We start from the raw sequence: 15,056 nt of genomic DNA, 5'->3' as shown, positions 1-15,056 counted from the left end.
GGTGGGGAACCGAGGAGGACGTAATGGAACGCACGCTTCAGGTACTGGGATTGCTGGTGCTGTTCGTGCTGTGCCTGGGGCTCATGTACTGGGCCTGGACGGGCAGGGCCAAGAAGCAGGCGTCCGCGATCGGTGAACTGCCACCGGTGCCCGCCGACTGCGGCGCGCAGCTGCTCGAGCCCACCACGGGGCTCTACCTCGGCAGCACCCTCGCCCCCAGCTGGATTCAACGAATCACGGTGGGCGACCTGGGATTCCGCGCCACGGCGGAACTCACGCGATTCGAACGCGGCATCCTCCTGGAACGGGATGGCGCGGCGACGATCTGGATTCCCCAGGAATCCATTACCGCGGTGCGCGCCGAGCGTGGGCACGCGGGCAAGGTTATGACGGAAGACGGTGTGCTGGTGATTCGCTGGACATTGCCGACCGGAACCGAGGTGGATACCGGTTTCCGCGGCGACGACAAGGCGGTCTACCCGGCATGGACCGGAGCTACGAAGACGGGAGACGAGGCATGAGCAGCAGTAATACTGCGGTGATGGTGCTCGAGGACGGCCGCGTGTTCCGCGGGACGACCTTCGGCGCTGTCGGCGAGACCCTGGGCGAGGCGGTGTTCTGCACCGCCATGACCGGCTACCAGGAGACGCTGACCGACCCCAGCTACGACCGCCAGATCGTGGTGGCCACCGCGCCCCAGATCGGCAACACCGGCTGGAACGACGAGGACGACGAGTCCGGCAAGATCTGGGTCGCCGGATACGCCGTGCGCGACCCCGCGCGCCGCGCCTCCAACTGGCGCGCCAAGCGCACCCTGCAGGACGAGCTGGAGAACCAGAACATCGTCGGCATCGCGGGCATCGACACCCGAGCCCTGGTGCGGCACTTGCGCACTCGCGGTTCCATGAAGGCGGGCATCTTCTCCGGTGACGCGCTCACCGAGTACGAGGCCATGTTGGAGCGGGTGAACGGCCAGCAGGCCATGCTGGGCGCGGACCTCGCCGCCGAGGTCTCCACCAAGCAGATGTACACCATCGAGCCCGAGGGCGAGGCGCGCTTCACCGTCGTCGCGGTCGACCTGGGCATCAAGTCCAACACCCCGCGCATGTTCGCCCAGCGCGGCATGCGGGTGCACGTGGTCCCGTCCAATGTGACCTTCGACCAGATCAAGGAACTCAACCCCAACGGTGTGTTCCTCTCCAACGGCCCGGGCGACCCGGCCACCCAGGACGCCATGGTGGCCCTGACCCAGCAGGTGCTGGGCGAGGACATCCCGCTGTTCGGCATCTGCTTCGGCAACCAGATCCTGGGCCGCGCCTTCGGGCGCGACACCTACAAGATGAAGTTCGGCCACCGCGGCATCAATGTGCCGGTCGTCGAACACCATTCGGGTCGGATCTCGATCACCGCGCAGAACCACGGCTTCGCGCTCGAGGGCGAGCGCGGTGAGGTCTTCGACACCCCCTTCGGCAAGGCCGAGGTCAGCCACGTCTGCGCCAACGACGGTGTCGTCGAGGGCGTGCAGCTGGTGAGCGGCCGCGCCTTCTCCGTGCAGTACCACCCCGAGGCCGCGGCCGGTCCCCACGACGCCGCCTACCTCTTCGATCGTTTCGCCATGCTGATGGAAGGTGCCTGATGCCACGCCGTACCGACCTCAACCACATCCTGGTGATCGGCTCGGGCCCGATCGTCATCGGCCAGGCCTGCGAGTTCGACTACTCGGGAACCCAGGCCTGTCGCGTCCTCAAGTCCGAGGGCCTGCGCGTGTCGCTGGTGAACTCCAACCCGGCGACCATCATGACCGACCCCGAGTACGCGGACTCGACCTATGTCGAACCGATCACCTGGGAGTTCGTCGAGAAGGTCATCGCCAAGGAGCGCCCCGACGCCATCCTCGCCACCCTGGGCGGCCAGACCGCGCTCAATTGCGCTGTCGCCCTGCACGAGAACGGCATTCTGGAGAAGTACGACGTCGAGCTGATCGGCGCGGACTTCGAGGCCATTCAGCGCGGTGAGGACCGCCAGAAGTTCAAGGACATCGTCGCCAAGGTCGGCGGCGAATCCGCCCGCTCCAAGGTCTGCTACACCATGGACGAGGTCCGCGAAACCGTTGCGGAACTGGGCTTCCCGGTGGTCGTGCGCCCGTCGTTCACCATGGGCGGCCTGGGCTCGGGCATGGCCTACAACCACGAGGACCTCGACCGCATCGCCGGCGGCGGCCTGGCCGCCTCGCCGACCGCGAACGTGCTCATCGAGGAATCCATCCTGGGCTGGAAGGAATTCGAGCTCGAGCTCATGCGCGACCGCAACGACAATGTGGTCATCGTCTGCTCGATCGAGAACGTGGACCCGATGGGCGTGCACACCGGTGACTCGGTCACCGTCGCCCCGGCCATGACCCTCACCGACCGCGAATACCAGAAGATGCGCGATCTGGGCATCGCCATCCTGCGCGAGGTCGGCGTCGACACCGGCGGCTGCAATATCCAGTTCGCGGTCAACCCCGCCGACGGCCGTCTCATCGTCATCGAGATGAACCCGCGCGTCTCGCGGTCGTCGGCCCTGGCTTCCAAGGCAACGGGTTTCCCGATCGCCAAGATCGCCGCCAAGCTGGCCATCGGCTACACCCTCGACGAGATCGTCAACGACATCACCAAGGAGACCCCGGCCTGCTTCGAGCCCACGCTCGACTACGTGGTCGTGAAGGCTCCCCGCTTCGCCTTCGAGAAGTTCCCCGGCGCCGACCCGACGCTCACCACCACCATGAAGTCGGTCGGTGAGGCAATGTCGTTGGGCCGCAACTTCTCCGAGGCGCTGGGCAAGGTGCTGCGCTCGCTCGAGACCAAGGCCACCGGCTTCTGGACCCAACCCGACGGGCAGTGGACCGACGCGGCTGCCATCCTCGAGGACCTGAAGGTCCCCACCGAGGGCCGCATCTACCAGGTGGAGCGCGCGCTGCGGCTGGGCGCGAGCATCGAGGACACCGCCAAGGCCTCGGGCATCGACCCGTGGTTCGTGGCCGAGATCGCCGGACTGGTGGAGCTGCGCCAGGAGATCATCGACGCCCCCGTGCTGGACGAGCCGCTGCTGCGCACCGCCAAGCACTACGGCCTGTCCGATCGCCAGATCGCCGCGCTGCGACCGGAACTCGCCGGTGAGGGCGGCGTGCGCGAGCTGCGTCACCGCCTCGGCATCCGCCCGGTGTTCAAGACCGTCGACACCTGCGCCGCCGAGTTCGAGGCCAAGACCCCGTATCACTACTCGGCCTACGAGTTGGATCCCGCCGCGGAATCCGAAGTGGCGCCGCAGAAGGAACGCGAGAAGGTCATCATTCTCGGCTCCGGCCCCAACCGCATCGGCCAGGGCATCGAGTTCGACTACTCGTGTGTGCATGCGGCACAGACGCTTTCGGCCGCGGGCTACGAGACCATCATGGTCAACTGCAACCCGGAGACCGTGTCGACCGACTACGACACCGCCGACCGCCTCTACTTCGAGCCGCTCACCTTCGAGGACGTGCTCGAGGTGTACCACGCCGAAACCGAGTCCGGCACCGTCGCGGGCGTCATCTGCCAGCTCGGCGGCCAGACCCCGCTGGGCCTGGCGCAGCGGCTCACCGACGCGGGCGTGCCCGTGGTCGGCACCTCCGCGGCCGCCATCGACCTGGCCGAGGACCGCGGCGAGTTCGGCGATGTCCTTGTGGCGGCTGGACTTCCGGCCCCCAAGTACGGCACCGCCACCACCTTCCCGCAGGCGAAGAAGATCGCCGCCGAGATCGGCTACCCGGTGCTGGTGCGCCCGTCCTACGTGTTGGGCGGGCGCGGCATGGAGATCGTCTACGACGAGAAGTCCCTCGAGGACTACATCTCCCGCGCCACCGAGATCACCCCGGACCACCCGGTGCTGGTCGACCGGTTCCTGGAGGACGCCATCGAGATCGACGTCGACGCCCTGTGCGACGGCGAGGAGGTCTACCTGGGCGGCGTCATGGAGCACATCGAGGAGGCCGGTATCCACTCCGGCGACTCCGCGTGCGCGCTCCCGCCGATCACCTTGGGCCGCAGCGATATCGAGGCCGTGCGCCGCTCCACCGCCGCGCTCGCCAAGGGCATCGGCGTGAAGGGCCTGCTGAACGTGCAGTACGCGCTCAAGGACGATGTGCTCTACGTTCTCGAGGCCAACCCGCGCGCCAGCCGCACCGTGCCGTTCGTCTCCAAGGCCACCGCGGTGCCACTGGCCAAGGCCGCGGCGCGAATCGCGTTGGGCGCCACCATCGCCGAACTCCGCAAGGAGGGCCTGCTCCCGGCCGACGGCGACGGCGGCTACGCGCCCATCGACGCCCCGGTCGCGGTCAAGGAAGCCGTCCTGCCCTTCCACCGCTTCCGCCGCCCCGACGGCAGCGGCATCGACTCGCTGCTCTCCCCGGAGATGAAGTCCACCGGCGAGGTCATGGGCATCGACGCCGACTTCGGCACCGCCTTCGCCAAATCGCAGTCCGCCGCCTACGGTTCGCTGCCGACCGAGGGCACCGCGTTCGTGTCCATCGCCAACCGCGACAAGCGGGCCATGGTGTTCCCGGTCAAGCGCCTGCACGACCTGGGCTTCCGCATCCTCGCCACCGAGGGCACCGCGGAAATGCTGCGCCGCAACGGCATTCCGTGCGATCGGGTGCGCAAGCACTCCGAGGACGTGCCCGCCACGGCCAGCATCGTGGACATGATCAAGGACGGCGACGTCGACATCGTGTTCAACACCCCGTACGGCAACAACGGCCCACGCGTGGACGGCTACGAGATCCGCACCGCCGCGGTGGGCGCGAACATTCCGTGCATCACCACCGTGCAGGGCGCGGCCGCGGCCGTGCAGGGCATCGAGGCCACCATTCGCGGCGGCATCGGCGTCCGGTCCCTGCAGGAACTGCACGCGGTGCTGCGCGGATGACGAGTTTCGGTGTGCGGCTGCGGGAGTCGATGCGCGAGCACGGCCCGCTGTGCGTCGGCATCGACCCGCATCCGCCGCTGCTGCGGGCCTGGGGCCTGAGCGAGGACGCGTCCGGGGTGGCGAAATTCGCCGACGCCTGCGTGCGCGCCTTCGCGGGCCGGGTGGCACTGGTCAAACCGCAGGTCGCGTTCTTCGAGACCTACGGTTCGGCCGGAATCCTGGTGCTGGAGGAGACCATTGCCGCGCTGCGGGCGGCGGGCACCCTGGTGCTGGCCGACGCCAAACGCGGCGATATCGGCTCCACCATGGACGCCTACGCCCACGCCTGGCTCGGCGACGGGCCGCTGGGCACCGACGCGGTCACCATCTCCCCGTACCTCGGATTCGGTTCGCTCACACCGGCTCTGGAGCTCGCCAAGGCCAATGACCGCGGCGTGTTCGTGCTGGCCGCCACCTCCAACCCGGAGGCGGTGGAGTTGCAGAACATCACCGGGCCCGACGGCCGCACCATCGCCCAGCGCATGGTCGACGACGCGGCCGCCGCCAATGCCGGAGCCGAATTCGGTTCCGTCGGTGTGGTCATCGGCGCGACCGTGGACAAGGCACCGGACCTGAGCAAGCTCAATGGCCCGATCCTCATGCCGGGCGTCGGCGCGCAGGGCGGGGGAGCGGACTCGATTCGCCACCTGGTCCCCGCGAGCGATCTCGGCGCGGTCCTGCCGAACGTCTCCCGCGAGGTCCTCAAGGCCGGTCCCTCGGTCCCCGCCCTGAAGGAGAAGGTGGCCGAATTGGCCGCCGAATTCGCCTTCCTGCAGGCCTGATTCGCTCCTAACGAATGCTCGCGGCACCGGATATGGTCCGGTGCCGCGAGCCTTTTCGGAGGAAGCCTCTCCGCTTGCCGGTGTCGGCGGATACAGTGGCAGCATGTCTGCCGCAGTGCCGCCCAAGGAAATTCGTCGTGCGCTCGTGCTCGGAGGCGGTGGTGCGGTCGGCCTGTCCTGGATGGCGGGCGTCGTCATCGGCCTGCGCGCGGCCGGGGTGGATCCCGCGCTGGCCGAACGCATTGTCGGCACCTCCGCGGGCGCGGTCGTGGGCGCGGCCCTCGCCGCCGAGGTCGACCTGAACCTGCTGCTGCGCCGACCCTCCGTGGACAACCCGGAAGCCCCGCCGATCGAGTTCGACCCCAATGCCTTCGGCGAGATCATGGGCATCCTGTCCACCCCGGGCCTGGACCCGAACGAGGCCCGCCGCCGCGCCGGAGCCCGCGCCCTGGAAATGACCGCCGGTGCCGACCCGGCCGATCACATCGCCCGCATCGGCGGCTTCATCGGCCACGCCGACTGGCCGCGCCGCGACCTCCGGATCACCGCCTGCAGCGTCACCACCGGCGAATTGCAGGTCTGGACCCCAGACGGCAAGGCCACCCTCCCCGAGGCCCTCGCCGCCAGCACTTCCGTCCCCGGCGTCTTCCCGCCCATCCCGATCGACGGCACCTACTACATCGACGGCGGCATGCGCTCGCCCATCAATGCCGATCTCGCCGCCGGTGCCGAACGCATGCTGATCATCGAACCGCTGGCCCACCTGTTCCCGCACAGCCCCACCGACCGCGACCTGGGCGGCGCGGCAACGACTTTCATCGTCCCCGACGCGGGTGCGATCGCGGCCTACGGCCCGGACCTCTTCGCCGCCTCCGCCCTCGAACCCGCCTACGAGGCGGGCCACCGCCAAGGCACCGAGGCCGCCCCCGCGATCAAGGAGATCTGGCCCACCGCCTGAACCGAGAATCGGGGTCTGACGAAGGACCGGTGCGTCCGCGTAGGGTGGCGGCGTGCTGTCGCTTACCGAGATTCTCACGTTGGCCGGGGTGATCGTGCTGGGCTCCATGTCGCCCGGGCCGGATTTCTTGATCGTGCTGCGGAATTCGGTGGTGTCGGGTCGACACGCGGGGATTGCCAGCGCGGGTGGGATCGCGGCGGGGGTTTTCGTGTGGGCGTTGGTGACCGCGATCGGGGTGGCCGGGTTGTTGGCGGCGTCGGCGCAGGCCTACACGGTGGTCAAGCTGATCGGCGCGATCTATCTGGCGTTCATCGGGATTCGGGCGCTGCTGGCCGCGCGGCGCGGGGACTATCGGCCCGATCCGGATGCCGCGGCGAATCGGCGCAGTGCGCTGGTGTCGTTCCGGCAGGGGCTGCTCACCAATCTGCTGAATCCCAAGTGCGCGGTGTTCTTCATCGCACTGGTGCCGCAGTTCCTGCCCGCGCATCCATCCGCCCTGGGCACCCTCGAACTGGCCGCGGTGTGCACGGTCGCCAACCTGATGTGGTTCGTGACGCTGGCCTTCGGCGTGGGCGCGTTGCGGCAGTGGTTCACCCGTCGCCGTGTTCGCCGGATTCTGGATGCCGCCATGGGCACCTTCATGGTCGGGCTCGGGCTGCGAATCGCCATGGAGAGCAACTGATTCCGGTGCCGAGGCCCGGAACGCCGCCTTTCGCCGAGCACTACGCTGAACCCGACCGCTCGGTAGAAAGGTGGGATTTCTCATGTCCGATGCCGCCCTCGGCCTCGTCTCCTACGGCCAAACCCGCGTCCTCGTGGACGATTTCGCGCCCAGCTATCGCTTCTATCGCGACGTCCTCGGATTGCCGCTGAAGCACGAAACCCCGGGCGACGTCCCGGAATCCGACGCGGGCCCCTACGCCTGCTTCAGCCTGGACGGCCGCGACCTCGCGCTGTTCACCCGCGCCTACCAGGACGCCGCGATCGGCGTCGAACACCGGCCCCGCGACGGCGTGGACACCGTGGTCGTGGTGCTGCGCGTCGCCGATGTCGACAAGGCGATCGAGGTCGTTCGCGACCGCGGCGCGCGGATCATCGCGGAACCGGCCGACCAGCCCGCGTGGGGCATGCGCGTGGCCCATTTGCGCGCCCCCGAGGGCACCCTCATCGAGTTCTGCCAGTACGAGGACTGACCCTCCCGTGTTCGCCCAGCGCGAACGGATCGAACGCTTGTCCTGATCGCGCGTCTCACTGCCGTGACAGCGGGGTCGGCGCATGGAGTCGACCGACCCCCGTTTCACCCGCGAGCGTGCCCCTCAGGGCCCGAAACAGGCCATCCCGTCGGTGATCCGGCCCCCCACAACCCTTCCCACCTGCACTGAAACGATGTCGGATTTGTGTGTTTCAGTACCGTCGCGAACACCCCGAGTGATGCGCGACACGCGGTACGGAATCGAACGACACGCCGAGAAATCCAAGAAAAATCCAGGTCGCGAGATTACAGCTCGGTCACGGTTTGCTGTGGGGCCAGTCCGGCCCATTGGAGACCCTGTCAAGTTTCCGAAAAAGCCCTGGCTGCAACGATATTCGGAGCGTCTCGAGATCGATCCGCGCGGGCGCTAGCGCACGGCCCACACGGCCGCCCATCCGGCCCGGTCCCGCCCCGAATCACGCGCTGACCTGGGGGGTGGGTTCGCAATCGGCAAGCGTCGTGGGTACGGTCGCTGAGACCACCGGGTTACCGGAGGTAGATCAAGCAATGAACGATGAGACGGAGGAACCGTGGCCCTTCCCCAGCTGACTGACGAGCAGCGCGCCGCTGCTTTGGAGAAGGCGGCTGCCGCTCGCCGCGCTCGGGCGGAGCTCAAGGAGCGCTTGAAGCGTGGTGGCACCGATCTGAAGACGGTCCTTGCGGACGCCGAGAAGGACGAAGTCCTCGGCAAGATGAAGGTTTCGGCGCTGCTCGAGGCTCTGCCGAAGGTTGGCAAGGTCAAGGCGGCCGAGATCATGAGCGAGCTCGAGATCGCTCCCACCCGCCGCCTGCGCGGACTGGGCGACCGGCAGCGTAAGGCGCTGCTGGCCCGGTTCGACTTCAGCGCCGAATAATCCGAGGGTGGTCGAACACACTCGGAAGGGTCGACTGGTAGTACTGGTCGGCCCCTCGGCCGTCGGCAAGTCCACCGTCGTGCGCTGCGTGCGCGAACGACTGCCCGAATTGGTATTCAGTGTGTCGGCCACCACCCGGGCTCCGCGGCCCGGGGAGGTCGACGGCCAGGACTACCGATTCGTCACCCGCGACAAGTTCGACGCCATGATCGAGGCGGGCGAACTGCTGGAGTGGGCCGACATCCACGGTGGACTGCAGCGGTCGGGCACCCCGGCCGCACCCGTGCGGGAAGCGCTCGCCTCGGGACATCACGTCCTGATCGAGGTCGACCTCGAGGGCGCGCGCTCGATCCGCAAGACCATGCCGGAGGCCAAACTGGTCTTCCTGGCACCGCCCAGCTGGGACGAGCTGGTGTCCCGCCTGACCGCTCGCGGGACGGAATCGCCCGAGGTGATCGAGCGTCGACTGCAGACCGCTCGCACCGAATTGGCTGCATGTGACGAGTTCGACATCGTCATCGTGAACGACCACGTGACCAGCGCCTGCGAGCAGTTGGTATCGTTGTTCGTTAGCACAAATTCGGGGTCTTAGCTCCCGAACGCCGACTCGTCTTGCAAGAGAGTCGGAATCCATCCTTCCGAACAACCCCGCAGGAGCCTTCCTAGTGAGTACGGACATCAAGACCGTTCCCGCCTACGACACTCCGGTCGGCCTCACCAACCCGCCGATCGACGAACTGCTGGAGCGGACTTCGTCCAAGTACGCGCTGGTCATCTACGCGGCCAAGCGCGCCCGGCAGATCAACGACTACTACAACCAGCTCGGCGACGGCATTCTCGAATACGTCGGTCCGCTGGTCGAGCCGGGTCTGCAGGAGAAGCCGCTGTCGGTGGCCATGCGCGAGATCCACGCCGACCTGCTCGAGCACTCCGAAGGCGAGTAGTTCCGCGGTGACCAAGATCGTCGTCGGCGTCGGCGGCGGTATCGCCGCCTACAAGAGCTGCAACCTCGTGCGCCGGTTCACCGAAACCGGGCACGAGGTTCGTGTCATTCCCACCGAGTCGGCGCTGAATTTCGTCGGCAAGGCCACCTTCGAGGCCCTCTCGGGCCACCCCGTGCACACCGGTGTGTTCGCCGATGTGCCGGAGGTGCCGCATGTCCGGCTCGGCCAGGAAGCCGATCTGGTCGTCATCGCCCCGGCCACCGCGGACCTGATGGCCCGCGCCGCGCAGGGCCGCGCCGACGATCTGCTGACGGCGACGCTGCTGACCGCGCGCTGTCCCGTGCTGTTCGCCCCGGCCATGCACACCGAGATGTGGGAGCATCCGGCCACCCGGGCGAATGTCGCCACGCTGCGCGCGCACGGTGCCGTGGTCATGGAACCCGCCTCGGGTCGCCTGACCGGCACCGACACCGGTCCGGGTCGCCTGCCCGAGCCGGAGGAGATCTTCGGACTTGCCCGACTGCTGCTCGAACGCGCCGACTCGTTGCCCCGCGACCTCGAGGGTCGCCGCATCGTGGTCTCCGCGGGCGGCACCCGCGAACCGCTGGATCCCGTTCGCTTCCTTGGCAATCGGAGTTCCGGCAAGCAGGGCTACGCGCTCGCGCGCCTGGCCGCCCAGCGTGGCGCGCAGGTGACGCTGATCGCGGGCAATACCATCGGACTCGAACCGCCCGCCGCGGTCGAGGTCGTGCACGTGACCACCGCCGAGCAGCTCAAGGTGGCGGTCGACAAGCACGCCCTGGGCGCGGACGCGGTCATCATGGCCGCGGCGGTGGCGGACTTCCGCCCGATCAACGTCGCGGCCGCTAAGATCAAAAAGGGTGCGGGAGAACCGGATTCGATCGCACTCGCCAAGACACCGGATATCCTGGCCGGGTTGGTACAGTCCCGTCGCGACGGGCACCTACCCGGCACCGCGATCGTCGGATTCGCCGCCGAGACCGGGGACGAGCACGCCGATGTGCTCACCCACGCGCGGGCCAAGCTGGCTCGCAAAGGCTGCGATCTGCTGGTCGTGAACGCCGTCGGGGAGGGGAAGGCCTTCGAGGTCGACACCAACGACGGCTGGTTGCTCGGTGCCGACGGCACCGAGATCGCCCTGGACCACGGGTCCAAGGCCCTACTGGCTAGCCGGGTGCTGGACGCACTCGGCCCCTTGCTCCGCTGAAGCCTCGGCACCGCAGGGTTCGGACAGTCGCCGTGATAGGCATGGCAACTGTCTGAGTCACAATGTGTTCGCCACGGTGGCAGCCCGCCCCTGTGACGAACATATTGGAATAACCTGAGACAAAGGGTTGTGCGATGCGGCGGAGACGCTACTGTCGCCACCCGATACGAGAAACCCGTTGAGGGAGAGGGAACAACTGTGCGCACGTCTGGCAGCCGCCTATTCACCAGTGAGTCGGTGACCGAAGGTCACCCCGACAAGATCTGTGATGCCATCAGCGATTCCATCCTCGACGCGTTGCTCGCGGCCGATCCGCGCAGCCGGGTCGCGGTGGAGACCCTGGTGACCACCGGTCAGGTGCACGTCGCGGGTGAGGTCACCACCTCGGCCTACGCCGATATCCCGACCATCGTCCGCGAGAAGGTCCTCGAGATCGGATACGACTCGTCGGCAAAGGGTTTCGACGGCGCGTCCTGTGGCGTGAACGTCGCCATCGGCGCGCAGTCGCCGGATATCGCCCAAGGCGTGGACACCTCGCACGAGGCCCGCGTCGGCGGCGAGGACGATGACATCGCGCGTCAGGGCGCGGGCGATCAGGGTCTGATGTTCGGCTACGCCACCATCGAGACCCCCGAGCTCATGCCGCTGCCGATCTCGCTGGCGCACAAGCTGTCTCGGCGACTGACCGAGGTTCGCAAGTCCGGCGTGCTGCCGTACCTGCGTCCCGACGGCAAGACCCAGGTCACCATCGAATACGACGGCTCGATCCCCAAGCGCCTCGACACCGTGGTCATCTCGACCCAGCACGCGGCCGACATCGACCTCGACAACCTGCTGACCCCGGACATCCGGGAGAAGGTCGTCGACTCGGTGCTCGCCGAGCTGTCGCTGCCGAACCCCCTCGACACCTCCAATGTGCGGCTGCTGGTCAACCCGACCGGCAAGTTCGTGCTCGGTGGCCCGATGGGTGACGCGGGCCTGACCGGTCGCAAGATCATCGTCGACACCTACGGCGGCATGGCCCGCCACGGTGGCGGCGCGTTCTCCGGCAAGGATCCGTCGAAGGTCGACCGCTCGGCCGCCTACGCCATGCGCTGGGTCGCCAAGAACGTCGTCGCCGCCGGCCTGGCCGAGCGGGTCGAGGTCCAGGTCGCCTACGCCATCGGCAAGGCCGCCCCGGTCGGCCTGTTCGTCGAGACCTTCGGCACCGAGCAGATCGATCCGCTCAAGATCTCCGACGCCATCGGTGAGGTCTTCGACCTGCGTCCCGGCGCGATCATTCGCGACCTGGACCTGCTGCGCCCGATCTACGCGCCGACCGCCGCCTACGGCCACTTCGGCCGCACGGATGTCGATCTGCCCTGGGAGCGCACCGACCGCGCGGAGAAGCTGCGCGCGGCCGCCGGGCTGTAATTGACCGGCACCCACCACAACTCGACGGGAGCGTCGGGCACGGAAACCCCTTCCGAGCCCGACGCTCCCGCCGTCGTTGGCATGACCCACCCCACCGGCGCGCCCATGACCCACCCCATCGCCCGGGTCCTGCCCCTGCTCGAACCCGCCCACCTGGACCGAGATTTCGACTACCTGGTCCCCCCGGAAATGGACGAAATCGCCCAACCCGGCGTGCGAGTCCGAGTCCGCTTCTCCGGCCGCCTCATCGACGGCTACCTCCTCGAACGCCTCGAAACCTCCGACCACACCGGCAAACTCGTCCGCCTCGAACGCGTCGTCTCCCCCGAACGAGTCCTCACCCCGGAAATCCTGAAACTCGTCGGCGCGGTGGCCTCCCGCTACGCGGGCACTCGAGCCGACGTCCTCCGCCTGGCGATCCCACCCCGCCACGCCAAGGTCGAATCCGAAGGCCTCGAGCAGGCCGAAAAGCCCAAGCGCACAACGAAAAAGGCCAAGGCACCCGCCGAGCCCACTTCGAGCGACCGGCCCTCGGTCGATGGTGGCGACACCGGTGCGGCGGGCCGTGCCGGAGCCGATCTTCCGACCGCTCCACACGACGCTGATCCAGGGCAGGACCCGACGCGTCCCCGCGAGACCTATGTCCGCGAGGCAACACAGCGCGCGTCGCACGGGCCGGTGGCCGATAGCGGTGGTCGCGACGAGGCCGGGACGGCTCCGGCGGCGGGAGTGACCGACATCGCCGAGGTGGCCTCCGGCGAGCATTCAGCGGAAGACGCTGCCGCGCAGCTCGATCAGCGGGCGGATACATTCGACGCCTCCGCGGCCCAGGTGGGCGGGGGCGAACGGCCGACCGAATCGGGGAGGTCCGCGAGCACGCCCGGGCAGACGTTGGCCGCCGAGTTTCCGGGGTGGGGGCGGTATCTGCACGGGTATTCGTTCCTGGGCGCACTCGAGGCCGGGCGGGGGCCGCGGGCCGGGTGGCAGGCGTTGCCGGGGGAGGAGTGGGCCAGGCGGCTGGCGGAGTTGGCGGCGGTGACCGTGCGGGGTGGGCGCGGGGCGGTGATCATGGTGCCGGATCAGCGGGATCTGGATCGGGTGCTGACCGAATGTGTTGCGCTGGTGGGGGAGTCGGCGGTGGGGTTGGCGGCCGGGCTGGGGCCTTCGGCTCGGTATCGGCGGTGGTTGTCGGTGCTGCGGGGGCAGGCGAAGGTGGTGGTGGGGACGCGCAGTGCGGTGTTCGCGCCGGTGAAAGACCTTGGGTTGATCGCTATTTGGGATGACGGGGACGATACGTTCGCCGAGCCGCGGTCGCCGTATCCGCATGCGCGGGAAGTGGCCATGTTGCGGGCGCACGAGACCGGGGCAGCGTTCGTGGCGGGCGGGTTCGCGCGGACCGCCGAGGTGCAGGCCATTGTCGAGTCCGGGTGGGCGCACGATCTGCTCGCGGACCGAAATGTGGTGCGGCAGGCCATGCCTCGGATCACCGCGCCCGGCGATACCGACGCCGCGTTGGAGCGGGATCCGATCGCGCAGGCCATTCGCATTCCGGCCGTGGCGTTCAGCGAGGCGCGCAAGGCGCTCAAAGCGGGTGGGCCGGTGCTGGTTCAGGTGCCGCGGCGCGGATACATTCCGGCGCTCTCGTGCGCCAAGTGCCGGACCCCGGCGCGTTGCCGCCACTGCAATGGCCCGCTGGCGCTGCCGGACAGCGCGCCCGCGTCACGTGGCGCTTTGCGCAGTGGGCGTGAGGGTGTCGCGGAGGCGCAGAGCCCGGCCTGTCGATGGTGCGGAATCACCGAGGCCGCGTTCCGGTGCGGCGCTTGCGGATCGCGCGCGCTGCGGGCCGTCGTCATCGGTGCCTCCCGCACCGCCGAGGAGTTGGGACGCGCGTTTCCCGGTGTGCCCGTGCGCGGTTCGGGCGGCTCGTCGATCCTGAATTCCGTCCCCGAGGGACCGCAGGTGGTGGTCTCGACCATCGGCGCGGAACCGCCCGTTCCCGGCGGTTACGCGGTCGCCATGCTTCTCGACGGCTGGGCCCTGCTCGGTCGCGCCGACCTGCGCGCGGCGGAGGACGCCCTGCGCCGCTGGATGTCCGCCGCCGCCCTGGTGCGCCCCGACGGTCGCGTGATCGTCATGGCCGATGCCGGATTGCCCACCGTGCAGGCCCTGGTGCGCTGGGATCCGGTGTGGCACGCCGGTTTCGAGCTCGAGCAGCGCGCCGAGGTGCGCTTCCCGCCCGCCGTCCGCTTCGCCGCCATCGACGGCACCACCGAGTCGATCGCCGAATTGCTCGGCGAGGCAAAGCTTCCCGCCGACGTCGAGATCCTCGGCCCGGTACCCCTGCCGCCCGGTGCGCGAAAGCCCTTCTCCTCCGGCGATTCTCCCGCCGAGGTCGAGCGCATGATCCTGCGCGCCGACCGCGCCTCGGGAGCCGCCCTGTCCCGCGCCCTCACCGCCGCCCAGGCCGTCCGCAGCACCCACCGCTCCGACGCCCCCCTGCGCGTCCAGATCGATCCCATCGATATCGGCTGAGCCCGTCGACAGTGCTCGAGCCGGGGTCTCCGGGCCCGCGGACGCGGGACCTATGGCCCGTCGATCAGGGTCTTCGTGATCGATGCCCGGCGATCACAGCGGGGCATAGTCGC

The 15,056-nt window shown here is 68.7% G+C and carries 13 protein-coding genes; all 13 read left to right on the top strand.

Translation table 11 applies throughout. The features are described 5' to 3' along the window. Window positions 1–23: 23 nt before the first annotated feature. The 13 genes from VMT65_RS10330 (at window position 24) to VMT65_RS10270 (ending at window position 14,943) form a co-directional block, all read left to right on the top strand. Window positions 24–521: a PH-like domain-containing protein gene (locus tag VMT65_RS10330; protein WP_326307849.1), complete on the top strand. Its 498-nt coding sequence runs from the start codon at window positions 24–26 to the stop codon at window positions 519–521. Then, window positions 518–1,636 (top strand): glutamine-hydrolyzing carbamoyl-phosphate synthase small subunit, encoded by a 1,119-nt coding sequence (gene carA / locus VMT65_RS10325; protein WP_326307848.1) that lies wholly within the window; start codon window positions 518–520, stop codon window positions 1,634–1,636. The genes VMT65_RS10330 and carA overlap by 4 nt, the downstream gene beginning before the upstream one ends. After that, window positions 1,636–4,941: a carbamoyl-phosphate synthase large subunit gene (carB, locus tag VMT65_RS10320; protein WP_326307847.1), complete on the top strand. Its 3,306-nt coding sequence runs from the start codon at window positions 1,636–1,638 to the stop codon at window positions 4,939–4,941. The genes carA and carB overlap by 1 nt, the downstream gene beginning before the upstream one ends. Then, window positions 4,938–5,762, top strand: coding sequence for an orotidine-5'-phosphate decarboxylase (gene pyrF, locus VMT65_RS10315; RefSeq protein WP_326307846.1), 825 nt, complete (start codon window positions 4,938–4,940; stop codon window positions 5,760–5,762). Before carB ends, pyrF begins: the two co-directional genes overlap by 4 nt. Window positions 5,763–5,865: 103 nt before the next feature. Beyond that, complete coding sequence (locus VMT65_RS10310) at window positions 5,866–6,720, top strand: patatin-like phospholipase family protein (protein WP_326307845.1); 855 nt, start codon at window positions 5,866–5,868, stop codon at window positions 6,718–6,720. 52 nt (window positions 6,721–6,772) lie between these two features. Next, on the top strand, window positions 6,773–7,402 hold the full coding sequence (locus VMT65_RS10305; RefSeq protein WP_326307844.1) for a LysE family translocator: 630 nt from the start codon (window positions 6,773–6,775) through the stop codon (window positions 7,400–7,402). 82 nt (window positions 7,403–7,484) lie between these two features. Beyond that, complete coding sequence (locus tag VMT65_RS10300; RefSeq protein ID WP_326307843.1) at window positions 7,485–7,913, top strand: VOC family protein; 429 nt, start codon at window positions 7,485–7,487, stop codon at window positions 7,911–7,913. Between the two features lie 589 nt (window positions 7,914–8,502). After that, window positions 8,503–8,826 carry an integration host factor, actinobacterial type gene (gene mihF, locus VMT65_RS10295; RefSeq protein WP_033086940.1) on the top strand — a complete coding sequence of 108 codons (324 nt, stop codon included), beginning with the start codon at window positions 8,503–8,505 and terminating at the stop codon, window positions 8,824–8,826. A 7-nt stretch (window positions 8,827–8,833) separates the two neighbouring features. Then, window positions 8,834–9,418 (top strand): guanylate kinase, encoded by a 585-nt coding sequence (gene gmk, locus VMT65_RS10290; RefSeq protein WP_326307842.1) that lies wholly within the window; start codon window positions 8,834–8,836, stop codon window positions 9,416–9,418. A gap of 73 nt (window positions 9,419–9,491) precedes the next feature. Continuing rightward, a complete protein-coding gene (gene rpoZ / locus VMT65_RS10285) occupies window positions 9,492–9,770 on the top strand; it encodes a DNA-directed RNA polymerase subunit omega (RefSeq protein WP_033086942.1) in 279 nt (92 codons plus the stop codon). Window positions 9,771–9,777: 7 nt separating this feature from the next. Beyond that, entirely contained in the window at window positions 9,778–10,998 is a 1,221-nt protein-coding gene (gene coaBC / locus VMT65_RS10280) for a bifunctional phosphopantothenoylcysteine decarboxylase/phosphopantothenate--cysteine ligase CoaBC (protein ID WP_326307841.1), read from the top strand. A 198-nt stretch (window positions 10,999–11,196) separates the two neighbouring features. Continuing rightward, entirely contained in the window at window positions 11,197–12,411 is a 1,215-nt protein-coding gene (gene metK / locus VMT65_RS10275; RefSeq protein ID WP_326307840.1) for a methionine adenosyltransferase, read from the top strand. 81 nt (window positions 12,412–12,492) lie between these two features. Further along, window positions 12,493–14,943 (top strand): primosomal protein N', encoded by a 2,451-nt coding sequence (locus tag VMT65_RS10270; protein WP_326307839.1) that lies wholly within the window; start codon window positions 12,493–12,495, stop codon window positions 14,941–14,943. The last annotated feature ends 113 nt before the right edge of the window (window positions 14,944–15,056 follow it).

It is taken from the genome of Nocardia sp. CDC153 (assembly GCF_035818515.1).
Taxonomy (GTDB): domain Bacteria; phylum Actinomycetota; class Actinomycetes; order Mycobacteriales; family Mycobacteriaceae; genus Nocardia.
This window is presented reverse-complemented; position numbering and strand designations above follow the sequence as displayed.

Bases quoted from the DNA above. Each gene is read 5' to 3' on its own strand.
- VMT65_RS10330 (WP_326307849.1), top strand. From the start codon at position 24: ATGGAACGCACGCTTCAGGTACTGGGATTGCTGGTGCTGTTCGTGCTG.
- carA (WP_326307848.1), top strand. From the start codon at position 518: ATGAGCAGCAGTAATACTGCGGTGATGGTGCTCGAGGACGGCCGCGTG.
- carB (WP_326307847.1), top strand. From the start codon at position 1,636: ATGCCACGCCGTACCGACCTCAACCACATCCTGGTGATCGGCTCGGGC.
- pyrF (WP_326307846.1), top strand. From the start codon at position 4,938: ATGACGAGTTTCGGTGTGCGGCTGCGGGAGTCGATGCGCGAGCACGGC.
- VMT65_RS10310 (WP_326307845.1), top strand. From the start codon at position 5,866: ATGTCTGCCGCAGTGCCGCCCAAGGAAATTCGTCGTGCGCTCGTGCTC.
- VMT65_RS10300 (WP_326307843.1), top strand. From the start codon at position 7,485: ATGTCCGATGCCGCCCTCGGCCTCGTCTCCTACGGCCAAACCCGCGTC.
- VMT65_RS10270 (WP_326307839.1), top strand. From the start codon at position 12,493: ATGACCCACCCCACCGGCGCGCCCATGACCCACCCCATCGCCCGGGTC.